Below are 14,097 nucleotides of genomic sequence, written 5' to 3'. Positions count from 1 at the left end.
CCCCACAACTACTATGTGGACCTGTCCCAGAAGCTCTGGGACATCAAGCAGAACCTGCTGCGGAGCCAGCGGTAAAAATGCCGGCCCGGCACGGAAAAATGCAAACAAAGCGCCTCCGCCCTGCGGCGGGGGCGCTTTGTTTACAGAATGTTGCTTGCGGTACATGCTGGATTTGAGTATAATACAGGGATAAATGGAGGAAGCTTCATGAGGGAGGTGAGATGCATGCGAAAACACCGGACGAGGACGCCGGAGCGCACAGAGCGGCGCATTTCTGCTTTTACCAGTCTTTCCATGTGTGCGTTTACGGTCATCGCGCAGATTGCCGTGACGCTGCTGCTGACCCAGTTCCTGCGGGAGAAGGTGGGGTATTTTTACGCCGTGCTGGAGCTGGCCGGCGCGGTGGCTGCCATCCGGGTATATCTGCGCTCCGGAAGTCCCAGCTACAAGCTGGTGTGGATGTGTTTGCTGCTGGCGCTGCCGGTGTCGGGCATGATTCTGTTTTGCCTGTGGGGCGGAACACACCAGGCCAAGAGCCTGAGCCTGCGGAAGATCCCGCCCATCCGGGAGCGGGAGAGCGTGTGGATGGAGAGCGAGAACAACATCGCACGGCTGCGGCGCCAGAGCCCCGCCTGGGGGCGGCTGGCTGCGTTTCTGGCCAAGAAGGGCTTTCCCCTCTACCGCAACACCAGCGCCCGGTATTTTTCCGACGGCGCCGCGTTTTTCGACGACCTGATCGAACATCTGCGCCAGGCGGAGGTCTATATTTTTCTGGAGTACTACATTCTGGCGGAGGGACAGGTCTGGGACCGGATCTTTGCTGCGCTGCGGGAGCGGGCCGCGGCGGGGGTGGAGGTGTGCATCATCTTCGACGACTTCGGGAATCTCACCCGCCTCTCGGACGCCACACTCCAGGCCATGCAGGACGCGGGCATCGAGGTGGAGGTGTTCAACCCCGTCCATCGCTACGTCAACCGCATCTACTTCAACTACCGGGACCACCGGAAGATCGCCGTCATCGACGGCGCCACCGCTTATACCGGCGGCATCAACGTGGGAGACGAGTATGCCAATCTGGTGGTCCGCTTCGGCCACTGGAAGGACTCCGGCGTCCGCATCGACGGCGACGGTGCCTGGGGCTTTGCCGCTCAGTTCATCCACATGTGGAAGATGATCGGCAGGACGCTGCCCAGTGAGGACGACTACTACCGTCCCCGCCGCTCCGGCACAGGGACCGGGTATTGCCAGCCCTTTACGGACGGCCCCCTCAATAATCCGGAAAACCCCATTGAGGAGACCTATCTGCAATTGATCGCCTCCGCCAAGCGGTTTTTGTATATCACCACGCCCTACTACGCGGTGGAGGAGTCCATGCAGAAGTCGCTGTGCATCGCGGCGGACGCCGGCGTGGACGTGCGGCTGTGCGTGCCCGCTGTACCGGACCACAAGTTCACCTATATGGTGGCGGAGACCTACTGGGGCGAGCTGCTGGCCCACGGGGTCAAGATCTACAAATACACCCCCGGCTTCCTCCACGCCAAAAGCGTCATGGTGGACCGGGAGGTGGCCCTGATCGGCAGCACCAACATGGACTACCGTACCTTCCAGCTCCACTATGAGTGCGGCGTGCTGCTCTACCACATGCCGGCGGTGGAGGAGCTGCTGGAGGACCTGGATGAGATTATGGGCCAGAGCGCACCGTACACCCTGGCGGAGTGGGAGCAGCGGCCCTGGTACCGCCGGACCTTTGCCGCTCTTTTGAAGCTGGGGGCCATCTGGCTGTGAAAAACGCTACCCCGGAGGACAAAAAAGAGAGGAGCGATGGATATGAAAAAGCAATGGATGGTTTTGCTGCTTGCAGCGGCGCTGCTGGCCAGCGCCGGATGTACGCCCCGCTCTGAGAATACCCCGGACGGGACGGAGGAGCAGGCCCAAACCCCTGTGCAGGAGGAAGCTGTACAGGAAGAGCCGGCACAGGAGGAGTCGGCGGACTCCGAAGAAGAGCGGGTGGCCGTGTATGAGGGCGAGGAGATCACCATCACGGTCCCCGCCCGATACGCGGAGCTGGTACGGGTGGACGATATCGGCTCGGATAATATCTTTGTGGTGGAGGCCAACCTCTACTACGTGCCGGACTATACGGAGGACAGTACGCCCCAGATCTGCGGCGGCTGGATGCTGACGGTGGAGTCCCTGTACCCCGACATTGCGGCCCACACGGTGGACGTAGGCCAGTGCCGGGCCTTTGACGGTACATTTGTCTACGTGGAAAACCGGCCCGCAGAGGGCCAGGAGAAGGTGGAGCCGTCCCGGCTGGAGGAATTCCGGGCGGTGCTGGCATCCATAGAGGTGGATTACGGCAATTTGGAGCCGTTCACCCAGGAGGACCTGGCGGCGTATCAGTAAGAAGAAAAACAGTTGGAGGTACTTATGTCCAGAGAATTGACGGCCCAGGAGATCGCGGAGCGCAGCCTCATCAAGACCTACCGCAAAAGCCTGTGGAATCCCTTTATCGCGGCTGTGAAGCGGTATGAGCTGGTGAAGCCGGGAGACAAAATTGCCGTGTGCATCTCCGGCGGGAAAGACTCCATGGTGCTGGCAAAGCTCATGCAGGAGCTCCAGCGCCACACGGAGCAGCCCTTTGACCTGACGTTCCTGGTCATGGACCCCGGCTACAACCCGGCCAACCGGGCGCTGATTGTGGAAAACGCCCGGACGCTGGGGATTCCCATTGAGATTTTCGAAAGCGACATCTTCGATGTAACCGTTCAGGTGGAGAAGAACCCCTGTTATCTGTGCGCCCGGATGCGCCGGGGCTTTTTATATGCCAAGGCCCAGGAGCTCGGGTGCAACAAGATCGCCCTGGGGCACCACTTCTCCGACGTGGTGGAGACGACACTGCTGGGCCTTTTCTACGGGGCCCAGCTGCAGGCCATGCCGCCCAAGCTCAAAAGCCGGAATTTCCCCGGCATGGAGCTGATCCGCCCCCTCTACTGCGTCCACGAGGACGCCATCATTGCCTGGAAAAACTACAACCATCTGCGCTTTTTGCAGTGCGCCTGCCGCTTTACCGAGGCCCGGGACGCCGCCGGCGACGGGGTGGGCGAGAGCAAGCGCCAGGAGATGAAGGTGCTGCTGCGGCAGCTGAAAAAGACCAACCCGAACATTGAAAAGAGCATTTTCCGGGCGATCCACGGCGTTCAGCTGGACACGTTCCCGGGGTTCAAGTACCGGGGAAAGGCATATTCTTTTTTGGATGATTACAATGGCACGGCCGACTTTTTACACCAAGAGCGGCCGTAAAACGAGGAAACGGCTATGGAGTATTATCGTTGTGAAAATCCGGACTGCGGCTATGTGGCCCGGAAGGAGCCGGAGGTGTGCCCCCGGTGCGGCGGCGTGTTTTTCGCACCGCTGCTGGAGGAGGAACTGGGCGGCGGAGACTGGGTGAGCCTGGGCAACCAGGCGGTGGAAGAGGACAACGGCACGGATGCCCTGGCCTGCTACCAGCGGGCGGCGGCACTGGGCGACGCGCCGGGACTGACCAATCTGGGCTGGTGTCTGGAGGCCGGCGTAGGCGTGACGGCCAATCCCAAACAGGCGGTCATTCTCTATGCCCAGGCGGCCGCCAAGGGCTACTACCCGGCACTGGTAAACCTGGGCTACTGCTATACATACGGCATCGGGGTGGAGCAGGACTACGCCAAGGCCCTGGAGTGCTTCCGCAAGGGGGCCCAGCATGGCCTGCCCCGTGCCCAGTTCCTGCTGGGCGAGGCATACCGCATGGGCTACGGCGTAAAGCCGGACCCGGCGGAGGCAGTGAAGTGGTACCGCTCCGCCGCATGGCTGGGGGCGCCGCCGGCCCAGACGGAGCTGGGCCGGTGCCTGGAGTTCGGCACCGGTGTGCGCAGGGACCTGGTTCAGGCGGTGAAGTGGTACCGCACTGCGGCGGAGGCCGGACACGCGCCGGGCCAGTGCTGCCTGGGGTATCTCTACGAGTCCGGCCAAGGTGTGGAGCAGAGTTGGGAGCAGGCGGTGGCCTGGTACAAAAAGGCCGCTGCGCAGGGCTATCCCCGCGCCCAGTGCAACCTGGCCTGGTGCTATGAATACGGCAAGGGTGTGGCGCGCGATGAAGCGCAGGCAGTGGAGCTGTACCGGGCCGCGGCGGACCAGGGCTACCCGAGAGGGCAGCTGAGCATGGGCCTTTGCTGCGAGCGGGGTCTGGGCGTGGAGAAGGACCTCACCGCCGCGGCGGAATGGTACCGCAAGGCGGCGGAGCAGGAGGAAGAGGATGCCTGCTGCTGCCTTGGATATCTGTACGAAACCGGCGAGGGCGTGGAGCAGAGCTGGGAACAGGCGGTAGACTGGTACCAGCGGGCGGCGTCCCTGGGTTCGGCCCGCGGCCAGTGCAATCTGGCCTGGTGCTACGAGTGGGGCAAGGGCGTGGAAAAGGACCTGACGGCCGCGTTCCGCTGGTATCGGGCTGCCGCGGCCCAGGACGACCCCCGGGGCATGTTCGGCGTAGGCAGGGCGTATGACTACGGCCTGGGCGTGCCAAAGGACGCGGTACAGGCTGCCAGATGGTATCAATCGGCTGCCGACGCAGGCTCCGCCCCGGCGATGTGTGATCTGGGCGTGTGCTACGAGCGGGGCGAGGGCGTGCCCCAGAGCTTCCAGCGGGCGGCGGAGCTGTACCGTGCGGCGGCGGAGGCCGGGAATGCGGCGGGCCAGTGCAATCTGGGCTTTTTGTATGAGATCGGCCGGGGCGTGGAGCAGGACTGGGGCCGTGCGGCGGCGTGGTATCGCAAGGCGGCAGAGCAGGGAATGCCCCGTGCCCAGTGCAATCTGGCCTGGTGCTATGAGTACGGCAAGGGCGTGCCTGAGAGCCTTGAGCGGGCAGCGGAGCTGTACCGGGCCGCGGCGGACCAGGGTGACGCCCGGGGCATGCACTGCATGGGCATTTTCTGCAAGCAGGGCCTGGGCGTGCCCCGGGATCTGGCTCAGGCAGTCCGGTGGTATGAAAAGGCCGCGGCAGCCGGATTTGTACCGGCCATGTGCAATTTGGGTGTGTGCTATGAAAACGGCGAGGGCGTGGCACCAGACCTCACCAAAGCGGCGGAGCTCTATGAGCGAGCCGCGCTGGGCGGGGATGCGGCCGGACAGTGCAACCTGGGGTATCTCTACGAATCCGGCCGGGGCGTGCCGCAGGATATGGCCCAGGCGGTCCAGTGGTATGAAAAGGCGGCTGCGCAGGGGTTCCCCCGTGCCCAGTGCAATCTGGGCGTGTGCTGCGAGTTCGGCACGGGGACGAAAAAGGACGTCCGGCGGGCGGCGGAGCTGTATCGCGCGGCGGCGGAGCAGGGCGACCGTGTGGCGGCCTGCAATCTGGGATATCTCTATGAAAACGGCGTGGGAGTGAAGCAGGACTGGGGCGAGGCGGTGCGCTGGTACGCCGCTTCCGCCCAGAAGGGCTATGCCCGGGGGCAGTATCGCCTGGCCTGGTGCTATGAGCACGGCAAGGGCGTGGCCAAGGACCGGGAGCAGGCAGCGTCACTGTACGAACAGGCGGGCAAACAGCACTATAAGGACGCACAGGCATGCGCGGCCCGGCTGCGGCGCAAGCGCGGATTCTTCGGGGATCTCTGGGGACTCAAAATATAAATAAAAAAATTGAAAAAACCTATTGACAAAAAACAGCTTTTCTGTATAATAATATCTGTTCGCTGCGGTGAACAACAGCGAACGGATCTAGCGGGTTTGTGTAAAGGTAGCACAGCAGACTCTGACTCTGTATGTGAGGGTTCGAATCCTTCACCCGCTGCCAGATGAAGTCGGCAAGCTTTTAAAGCTTGCCGACTTTTTTTGCATACAGCTGCCTTGACAGACAATCCTTTGAGATGAGGCGGCTTCTTTTCATTGTTCTCTCTCCCCTTTGCGTGGGGCCTGTATTCCGCCGAAAGAGAACCTGCGGCGGAATGCAGGCCTGGGCGGATGACTTGGCGGCCGGGAGATGCGGGCATCTGAGCGGGAAAAGTATGGCATGAGGAAACACTGCGCTTCCGGTTTGCTCGGGGCAGGGATTGTGGAAAAGCAGCCGCTCTGCTAAAATCTATAATAGAGAGGCCCGGCAGCCGGGAGGAAGTGAAACGTGGCTTAGAAAATAAAGTTGAGGTGCCCGCCATGCATGATTTCGTACAGTATGTCTTTTACTTGCTCGAGAGGGGAATCCGGCTGGCAGTGCCGGCGGTGCTGGTCTGCGCTGCGGTTTTGACCGCAGTGTGGGGGATCGCCAGGAAAAGGGGACGGACCTTTCCCTGGAGGAAGGCGGCTGCATTGCTGATGCTGGTTGGCTGGCTGATGCTGACGGTGTTTGCCACGCTGCTGAGAGGTGAGCCTGGATACAGGGAGTGGAACTTCCATTTGTTCAGGGCCTGGCGGGAGGCCTGGAACCAGTTTGCGCTTCAGGCGTGGCTCAATGTACTGCTTAATATTGCCCTGTTTGTTCCGCTGGGCGTCCTGCTTCCCATACTGTCAGGGAAATTCAGAAAATGGAAGCAGATGCTGCTTGCCGGGCTTGGCGTATCTCTGGCAATTGAATTTGCCCAGCTGGCAACCGGACAGGGAATGTTTGATGTGGACGATCTTTTCACCAATGTGCTGGGCGCCATGGTGGGCTGGAGTATCACTTCGCTGATTCTGACTGTGCTTGCACGGGGGAACGGGTGGAAGAAGCGATGCCTGGGCTGCCTGCTGATACCGGCTGCGCTGGCGTGTGCGTTTGCCGCCATCGGGATCGGCTATGCCGTAAAGCCCTACGGCAATCTGCCGGATGCACCTGCGGTTGCTGCGGACCTGAAGGATGTGCAGTGGAAACTGGATTTTGCGCCGGAGGACGTGCCTGCCACCGCCCAGGTCTACCAGGCGGGGCGGCTGGACAAGGCTGCCGGGGAGAACTATGGCACACAGTTTGCCCAGCAGCTGGGCATCACGTTTCCGGATGTGTATTATTATGACGATCTCATGATCTTTGCCGATCACTCTACCGGGGATTTTTTGCATCTCAACCAGCGGGACGGCACATGGGAATATATCATCGGCAGGGAGAGAACGCCGACCTTTGACGGTGCTCCTCAGGACCTCCGTGCCGAGGATGTTCTGAATACGCTGCTTTCGTGGGGGATCACCGTCCCGGAGGGGGCGCAGTTTACGTTGGATGCTCCTCAGGCAAGAGCGTCCGCCGTTGCAAGCTTCACGGCGAATCTGGTTCCTGCGGCGGACCGACTGGCCTATGGAACGCTGCGCTGTCACTTGGAGTATGAGGATGGCCAGACCCGAATGGACCGGATTGTCAATGAAATGGTGGACCTGACGCCGTGTGGGGAAGAGCAGGTTTTGTCTCCGGCCCAGGCGGTTACGGAGCTGTACCGGGGCCGCAGCTTCGCGGGAGCTGTGCTGGCACGGCTGGATGTGACAAACATCGAAATCTGTTCCTGCACATTGGACTGGATGGCAGATACAAAGGGCTTTTACCAGCCGGTATACCGGTTTGAGCTTCGGACCGGGGGACAGGGAACCACCATGGATTATGTTCCTGCCCTCCAATGAATCCGTCACAAACGCCGCCGCTGTGGAGATTGTCCCCCACAGCGGCGGCGTTGGCTGTTTTTTTAAGTTGGGATGGCTTGAGGCGGCTTACTGGCAGGTCCCGCAGGGAGAATACCCGGCTGCCTGGGCCTCCTCCTTGCTGGAAAACCAGATCTCATTTTCCGGCAGGATTTTCTTTGCCCAGCGGCAGTCGGGGTCGTGGTATTTGTCCGATCCGATGCTGCCCACATAGCCGGTTTTCTGACTGTTTTCCTGCGTAAGAGGCGCTTCCTCCGCTCCGGCAGGCGCCTGCGAGACGGCGTCGGAGGAGAGACTGTCCTCCACCGGAGCAGATACGGCCTCATCTGAGATGCTGCTCTCCTGCGGGGCACTGCCGGAGGTGTCCGGTTCGACGGACTGGGCCGGGGCGTCTGCGGGATCGTCCGCAGGGGCCCTGGCAGTTTCGATTGTGACCGGTGCGGTTCCGTCTTGCGATGGGGCGGGGAGGAGGGCGTCTGTCGGAGCGGCCAGTGCCGCTGCAAATAAAGCGGCAATCATGGCGGCGGCCTTGACCTTCCCCGCCAGGTGCAGCCTGGTAGCCAGCCACTGGGCGACCGGCGGAAGCGGAACTGCACATACGGCGATAAAAAGTAGCAGGGCGCTGGACAAAGACGGAAAAAATGAAAGAGCGCTGACTGCCATGGCCCCGGCAATCAGCCAGCGCAGGGTATCGTTTTTCCCTTTGGGCTTGCTGTGCCGGGATGGGGAGGTATTGCTTGGCCCATGCTTTGACTCGGGTGCGGTTTGACGGTCTTTTTGAAACGGAATGCCCATGACGCAATTCTCCTTCCGGTGCCTTGACAGGCACATGCTCTGTGTTCCACACACTGCGGCGCTGATCCGGACGGGCCCGCCCCCCTGCGGAGGCGCGGATGCACCCGATTGCTGCCGCAATTCCATCATATACCGTCCGGAATGGAAAATACAGAGAAATAATGATGAAACTTGTCGGGCAAGCGCGGGGGCCGCACACAGACCGATCAGGCACCCGGTGTCCGGATGCGGAATAGGATGGGGCGGCGGGGCAAGGCGGCCCCGCATGGTTTCCGGTCTGTACAGGACACCGGGGAAAGGAAGGAACTTCGTGAGCGTAAAGACCTATTCTCTGAAGGCGGACGGTGAAAAGCAGCTTTCCGAGCATTTCAGAGTGAAGGATTTTGCATGCAGTGACGGCTCCGATCAGATCAGAATCTCCCAGGAGTTGATTGTCCTGCTGGAAAAAATCCGTACGCACTTCGGTGCGGCAGTGGAGATTTGCAGCGGGTACCGGACAGAGTCGTACAACAAAAAAATCGGCGGCGCGCCCAAGAGTCAGCATATGCTGGGCATGGCGGCGGATATCATCGTCACAGGAGTATCGCCCCTGGCGGCCGCGCAGTACGCGGAATTTTTGCAGCCCAACGCCGGCGGAATCGGTGTCTATCCCACGTTTACCCATGTGGACGTGCGGGCGGACCGCGCCCGCTGGGATAACCGCTCCGGAACCGAAAAGGCTGTGAGCGGATGGCCCGGATACACGGCAGAGAGCGAAGCGGACAAGGCGATTGCCTGGATTACAAAAGCGGGAATCCTGAAAGGGGATGCTAGCGGGGACTTGCTGCTGGATCAGCCCCTTACAGCCCGCCGCTTTGCTGTACTGCTCTATCGCTACGATCAGCAGCGGAGCAAATAAGGAAACGCAGCCCCGGAGACCGCTTGTCTCCGGGGCTGCGTTTTCATGGAAGCGGTGCGCCGGAAAGACAGAGAATGGACAGCGTAATTTGGACGGGGCGGGAAGAAAAATATCCGATGGGTTGATGCCGCTGCCGCGTCTTGCATGGTTTATCGCGCATTTTTGAGCAGATTATCTTATAGATGGGGGAAAATCTTGTGATATAAAGCAATTGCAACCAGAAAAAAGGGCTGTATAATTAAATTATTAAATGACCGGTCATTTGAACATTCGGCCATTAGAAAGAAGGTGAGCAAAATCCGCATCAATCACAACAGCCCTGTTCCACTGTATTATCAGCTGCGGGAGCAGATCCGGGACAATATTTTGTCCGGGAAATGGGAATACGGAAAGGAATTGCCGCCGGAGCTGCAGCTTTGCGAGTCACTGAAACTGAGCCGGGCAACTGTCAAGCAGGCCATGGACGGACTGGTACAGGAGGGTCTGATCGAGCGAAAAAAGGGAAAGGGCACATTTGTCATCTATCAGAACGAAGGCCACAACATTTTTTCCGAGCCCAGCCTTTCACGGCAGGTGGCGGAAGCGGGCGCCGAGGTGTATTCCCGGGTGCTCTGTGCCAGTGTCGGAAGGCTGGAAAAAGACATTTCCGGCTATTTTGAAGAAACTGACCAGGACTTCTGCAAAATCAAGCGTGTTCGCTATGTACGCAACCGACCGGTTGCCATTGAGGAAAATTACATCCGCCAGGACTGGGCCGGAGAGATCCTCAAGCAGAATCTGAATAAGATCTCCGTCTATGACTACCTGGAGCAGACCAACGGTACCCGGTTCGACGCCTACCATGTGACGGCGCAGCCTATTTTGCTGAGTACGGAGGACAAGCAGGCACTGGGGCTGGAGGACGACCGGGTGCAGCTGATCGTATTCAAGAAAGACATTGTGGGTATGCGCTTTGATACGCTGGCATACAGCAAAGGCCAGCGCATCATGTTCAACCGGCGCAGATTCAACGGCAATCACTTCTCCATTTCTGTGGACTACAATGCACTCACCCGTCAGATCTCTCTGGGCAACAGCAAGGTTACCATTCCCACGGACGAATAAGGACAAGAGAAAATTTTAATTTCAGTAATTTTTTCAGGCACGAACTGTGGCTGGTCTAATTTTTGCACCCAAAATCAGAAAAACAACGACAAAAAACACGGAAAATTCTGGAGCTTTTTTATAAAAGCTCTGTTTTCATATAAATCGATTTTATAAATTCAGGAGGAGAAAATATGGCGAGGATTAAGAAGCTTGGCTTTGCAACAAAAGTTTTGCTGGGCCTGATTCTGGGCGCAGTATGCGGCATGATCGTAGGACCGCAGATCCAGTGTATCGAATTTATCGGAACAATCTTTCTCAGGCTTCTGCGCTGCTGCGTGGTTCCGCTGATCTTCTGCAACATTGTGCTGGCAGTGGCCGGTATGGGCGATGTGAAGCGGCTGGGACGCATCGGTGTGAAGCTGATCGTCATATTCCTGGCAACAACCGTTCTGGCAGCCACGGTGGGGCTGGTCACGGCGCTGGTCATCAATCCGGGCTACGGCTTTGAGATGACGGAAATGGGAGAAGTTGCCGAACAGACGGCTCCCACGGTGGCGGATATTTTCCTCAACTTCTTCGGAACCAACATCATCGGCTCCATGGCAGAGGGAACCATGCTGCACATCATCTCCTTTGCCATTATCTCCGGCATCGGCATCATGTTCATGAAAGAAGAGGACCAGACGAAGCTGCTGGACGGCTTTGGCCTCATCTCCCGTTACATTATGAGCTTCCTGCGCCTTGTGATGAAGTTCACCCCTGTGGGCGTGTTCTGCCTGATGGCCAATACCACCGGCAAGTACGGCACGGATGTGCTGGGACCCTTGGGCAAGTTCATTCTGACCATCTATGTGGGCTTGCTCATTCACGCCTTTGTGGTCTACGGCGGACTCTATGCCATCGGCACCAGAAAGAATCCCTTCACGTTCTGGAAGACCATTGCGCCGGTGTGGACGACCAGCTTCTCCACCTGCTCCACGGCGGCCACGATGCCGGTTTCCATGCGGACCTGCGAGGAAAACCTGCATCTGCGGAAGGAGGTTTCTGACCTGACCATCCCCCTGGGCGCCAATATGAACATGGACGGCAACGGCCTGTGGTACGGTGTGGTGGCGGTCTTTGTAGCCGAGGTCGTCGGTATGGATATGAGCATCGGCACCATGGCCGTGGCAATCCTCACAGGTGTTTTGATGACGCTGGGCAGCCCCGGCATCCCGGGCGGCATCATTGTTGCCACGACCATCTTCCTCCAGACCATGGGCATGCCCATTGAATTCGTGGCGCTGCTGACCGGTATTTTCAGCATTATGGACATGGGAATCACCACGGTCAACTGTGTGGGCTCTGTGGTGGTGGCAGCAGTGGTATCCTCCAGTGAGGAGCGCCGCCTCCAGAAGGCCGGCAAGAAGGCCGGGACTTGAAAGGAGAAGCTATGTGTAAGGAAAAAGTCATTGGAATTATGGGCGGCATGGGGCCGGAGGCAGGTGCAGATCTGTTCCTGCGGATCACGCAGGCCACTCATGCAAAATGCGACACGGATCACCTGCACATTATTTTGGACAGCAATCCCAAAATGCCCAGCCGGCAGGATGCCATCCTGCACGGCGGGGAGAGCCCGGTACCTGCCATGGTGGCGACTGCAAAAAATCTGGTGAACGCCGGTGCGGATGTTATCATCATTGGCGCCAATACCGCCCACTACTTCTATGACGATGTGGCTGCACAGGTACCGGTTCCCTTCCTGCACATCATCGACGAGGCAGTCAAGGAGACGGAGCGGCGCGTGCCGGGCATCCGGAAGCTGGGCGTTCTGGCCACGACCGCGGCCATGCAGGCAGGAGTTTATGAAAAGTCCTGCGGGAAGTTTGGAATTGAGGTGCTTCCGGTGGCGCCGGAGATGCAGGAGCGGATGCAGGCGGCCATCTTTGACCATGATTTTGGCTTCAAGTACAACGGACGCACGGAAAAGTGCGTGGAAGAGGCCAAGGCCGTAGCGTCCTGGCTGATGGAGCAGGGAGCGGAGGCGCTGGTCATGGGCTGTACGGAGATTCCGCTGATTCTGGGCGATGCCACATTCCCCGTCCCTCTGATTGACCCCAATGAGGTCATTGCGGAAGCAGCGGTCAAATACGCCAAGGGGCTGTGAGCCCAGTACAAATCTGTTTTACACAAGGCCCTCCGCTCCGGGGCGGAGGGCCTTGTACGGATGGGGCACCCAATTTACTGGAAGGATGGAAAAGCCCATGATTGCTTTGATTTTTATAGTCTGCCTGCTCGCCTCTGCTGTGGGCGGCATCTGCGGCATTGGAGGCGGAGTGATCATCAAGCCGGTGCTTGATGCCATGGGCGTAATGAGCGTCAGTGCCATCAGCTTTCTCTCGGGACTGACGGTGCTCTCCATGTCGGTCATCTCCGTGCTGCGGCAGCGGGGACAGCGTCAGGTGGAGCTGCGGACAGGAAGTCTGCTGGCTCTGGGCGCTGTAGTCGGCGGCATTATCGGCAACGGGCTTTTCCAAATGGTGAAAACAGCGGCAGGGCAGGATGCATTTGTGGGAATGGTACAGGCCGCCGTGCTGGCGCTGGTAACGCTGCTGACGCTGCTGTACAGCATGTACCTGCGGCGCCGCGTGCCCTCGTTTCACGTGCAGAATGCCGCTGGCTGTGTGGTCATCGGCGCCGGAATGGGGGTACTGTCGGCCTTTCTGGGGATCGGCGGCGGCCCTATCAACCTGGCGGTGCTGTACTTCGCATTTTCCATGGACACGAAAAAAGCGGCGGCCAACTCCCTGTTTATTATCATGTGTTCTCAGGCTGCCAGCTTTCTGACCTCTGTGGTACAGGGAACCGTGCCTGTATTTCCGTGGGTATACCTGCTGGCCATGGTACCGGCGGGCGTTCTGGGCGGACTGCTGGGCAGCCGCATCAACCGCAGCCTGTCTGTCCGGCAGACGGACCGGTTGTTTTTTGCGCTGCTGTGCGTCATCGTTTTGATCTGCCTGTACAATGTAAGGCGGTTTGCGGCGGCATAACGGGCCGTGTGAAAAGCCGGCGCGGAAAAAAGGAGCGGGCCCGGTCGGGTCCGCTCCTTTTTGCTGTGTATGGTCAAAATTTTGCCGGGGTCAGCGCACAGATGACGACCATCTTTTTGTCAGAGGGATTTCTCCACCGATGGGGAATGGAGCTGTCAATGTAGATGGAGTCCCCCTCGTGGAGCGTATACACGCTGTTGTTCCACTGGACTTCCATGGTCCCCTCAATCACAAATTCGCACTCCTCACCCGGGTGGGTGTGAAATTCCGTGCCGCTCATCCCGCCCGGCTCCGCTTCGATCAGGATGATGTCCATTTTTCTCTGCCGGTAGGGATTGATCAGGGAAAACGTGGAGCCATAGTCCCCTGTGTCGATGAGGACCCGCTGCTCCCTGCGAACTACGCACTCCCGGGAGAAGACCTCTTCAAACTTGTCCTCGTCAAAGATGGCGAAAAGCGGCATGTCCAGCACTTTTGAAATGTTTTTCAGCGTGGCGATAGAGGGATTGACCAGATTCCGCTCCACCTGGCTGATGAGGCTGGCGGAGTAGCCGGTCTGCTTGGCCACATATTGCAGCGTGTATCCCCGTTTTTTCCGGATCGCCCGCAGGTTTTCACCAAGCGTCATGTATGTTCTCACAGCCCTTTCTGGGATATTTTTGCCAA

General features: G+C 59.1%; 12 protein-coding genes and 1 tRNA gene. 11 read left to right on the top strand and 2 right to left on the bottom strand.

The window, feature by feature from the left end:
• Window positions 1-225 precede the first annotated feature (225 nt).
• From cls to QZS13_RS06695, 6 genes are all read left to right on the top strand, one after another.
• Window positions 226-1,785, top strand: coding sequence for a cardiolipin synthase (cls, locus tag QZS13_RS06720; protein WP_295587165.1), 1,560 nt, complete (start codon window positions 226-228; stop codon window positions 1,783-1,785).
• Between the two features lie 42 nt (window positions 1,786-1,827).
• On the top strand, window positions 1,828-2,406 hold the full coding sequence (locus QZS13_RS06715; protein ID WP_295587163.1) for a hypothetical protein: 579 nt from the start codon (window positions 1,828-1,830) through the stop codon (window positions 2,404-2,406).
• Between the two features lie 24 nt (window positions 2,407-2,430).
• Window positions 2,431-3,303, top strand: coding sequence for an ATP-binding protein (locus QZS13_RS06710; RefSeq protein WP_295587161.1), 873 nt, complete (start codon window positions 2,431-2,433; stop codon window positions 3,301-3,303).
• Window positions 3,304-3,318: 15 nt separating this feature from the next.
• Window positions 3,319-5,661: an SEL1-like repeat protein gene (locus QZS13_RS06705; RefSeq protein ID WP_295587160.1), complete on the top strand. Its 2,343-nt coding sequence runs from the start codon at window positions 3,319-3,321 to the stop codon at window positions 5,659-5,661.
• Window positions 5,662-5,750: 89 nt separating this feature from the next.
• Window positions 5,751-5,824: transfer RNA gene (locus QZS13_RS06700), tRNA-Gln, on the top strand.
• Window positions 5,825-6,339: 515 nt separating this feature from the next.
• The gene (locus tag QZS13_RS06695) at window positions 6,340-7,605 is read left to right on the top strand and encodes a VanZ family protein (RefSeq protein WP_295587169.1); all 1,266 of its coding nucleotides are present in this window, start codon (window positions 6,340-6,342) and stop codon (window positions 7,603-7,605) included.
• Window positions 7,606-7,692: 87 nt separating this feature from the next.
• On the opposite strand, the gene QZS13_RS06690 is transcribed toward QZS13_RS06695, so the two are convergent.
• Window positions 7,693-8,286: an Ada metal-binding domain-containing protein gene (locus QZS13_RS06690; RefSeq protein WP_295587159.1), complete on the bottom strand. Its 594-nt coding sequence runs from the start codon at window positions 8,284-8,286 to the stop codon at window positions 7,693-7,695.
• A gap of 442 nt (window positions 8,287-8,728) precedes the next feature.
• Between QZS13_RS06690 and QZS13_RS06685 the strand changes: the two genes are divergently transcribed.
• From QZS13_RS06685 to QZS13_RS06665, 5 genes are all read left to right on the top strand, one after another.
• Window positions 8,729-9,316 carry a D-Ala-D-Ala carboxypeptidase family metallohydrolase gene (locus QZS13_RS06685; protein ID WP_295587158.1) on the top strand — a complete coding sequence of 196 codons (588 nt, stop codon included), beginning with the start codon at window positions 8,729-8,731 and terminating at the stop codon, window positions 9,314-9,316.
• Between the two features lie 288 nt (window positions 9,317-9,604).
• The gene (locus QZS13_RS06680) at window positions 9,605-10,420 is read left to right on the top strand and encodes a GntR family transcriptional regulator (RefSeq protein ID WP_295587157.1); all 816 of its coding nucleotides are present in this window, start codon (window positions 9,605-9,607) and stop codon (window positions 10,418-10,420) included.
• 173 nt (window positions 10,421-10,593) lie between these two features.
• Window positions 10,594-11,823, top strand: a complete 1,230-nt coding sequence (locus QZS13_RS06675; RefSeq protein WP_295587156.1) for a dicarboxylate/amino acid:cation symporter — start codon at window positions 10,594-10,596, stop codon at window positions 11,821-11,823.
• Window positions 11,824-11,834: 11 nt separating this feature from the next.
• Complete coding sequence (locus QZS13_RS06670; RefSeq protein WP_295587155.1) at window positions 11,835-12,548, top strand: aspartate/glutamate racemase family protein; 714 nt, start codon at window positions 11,835-11,837, stop codon at window positions 12,546-12,548.
• Between the two features lie 97 nt (window positions 12,549-12,645).
• Window positions 12,646-13,431, top strand: a complete 786-nt coding sequence (locus QZS13_RS06665) for a sulfite exporter TauE/SafE family protein (RefSeq protein ID WP_295587154.1) — start codon at window positions 12,646-12,648, stop codon at window positions 13,429-13,431.
• A 73-nt stretch (window positions 13,432-13,504) separates the two neighbouring features.
• On the opposite strand, the gene QZS13_RS06660 is transcribed toward QZS13_RS06665, so the two are convergent.
• Entirely contained in the window at window positions 13,505-14,059 is a 555-nt protein-coding gene (locus QZS13_RS06660; protein WP_295587153.1) for a cupin domain-containing protein, read from the bottom strand.
• Window positions 14,060-14,097 lie beyond the last annotated feature (38 nt).

Source organism: uncultured Oscillibacter sp., from assembly GCF_900546705.1.
Lineage (GTDB): Bacteria > Bacillota > Clostridia > Oscillospirales > Oscillospiraceae > Oscillibacter.
Note: the sequence above shows the minus strand (reverse complement) of the source record. Positions and strands in the feature narration are given on the sequence as shown.

Bases quoted from the DNA above. Each gene is read 5' to 3' on its own strand.
- QZS13_RS06695 (WP_295587169.1), top strand. From the start codon at position 6,340: ATGCTGGTTGGCTGGCTGATGCTGACGGTGTTTGCCACGCTGCTGAGA.
- QZS13_RS06675 (WP_295587156.1), top strand. From the start codon at position 10,594: ATGGCGAGGATTAAGAAGCTTGGCTTTGCAACAAAAGTTTTGCTGGGC.
- QZS13_RS06690 (WP_295587159.1), bottom strand. From the start codon at position 8,286: ATGGCAGTCAGCGCTCTTTCATTTTTTCCGTCTTTGTCCAGCGCCCTG.
- QZS13_RS06670 (WP_295587155.1), top strand. From the start codon at position 11,835: ATGTGTAAGGAAAAAGTCATTGGAATTATGGGCGGCATGGGGCCGGAG.
- QZS13_RS06715 (WP_295587163.1), top strand. From the start codon at position 1,828: ATGAAAAAGCAATGGATGGTTTTGCTGCTTGCAGCGGCGCTGCTGGCC.
- cls (WP_295587165.1), top strand. From the start codon at position 226: ATGCGAAAACACCGGACGAGGACGCCGGAGCGCACAGAGCGGCGCATT.
- QZS13_RS06710 (WP_295587161.1), top strand. From the start codon at position 2,431: ATGTCCAGAGAATTGACGGCCCAGGAGATCGCGGAGCGCAGCCTCATC.
- QZS13_RS06665 (WP_295587154.1), top strand. From the start codon at position 12,646: ATGATTGCTTTGATTTTTATAGTCTGCCTGCTCGCCTCTGCTGTGGGC.
- QZS13_RS06705 (WP_295587160.1), top strand. From the start codon at position 3,319: ATGGAGTATTATCGTTGTGAAAATCCGGACTGCGGCTATGTGGCCCGG.
- QZS13_RS06660 (WP_295587153.1), bottom strand. From the start codon at position 14,059: ATGACGCTTGGTGAAAACCTGCGGGCGATCCGGAAAAAACGGGGATAC.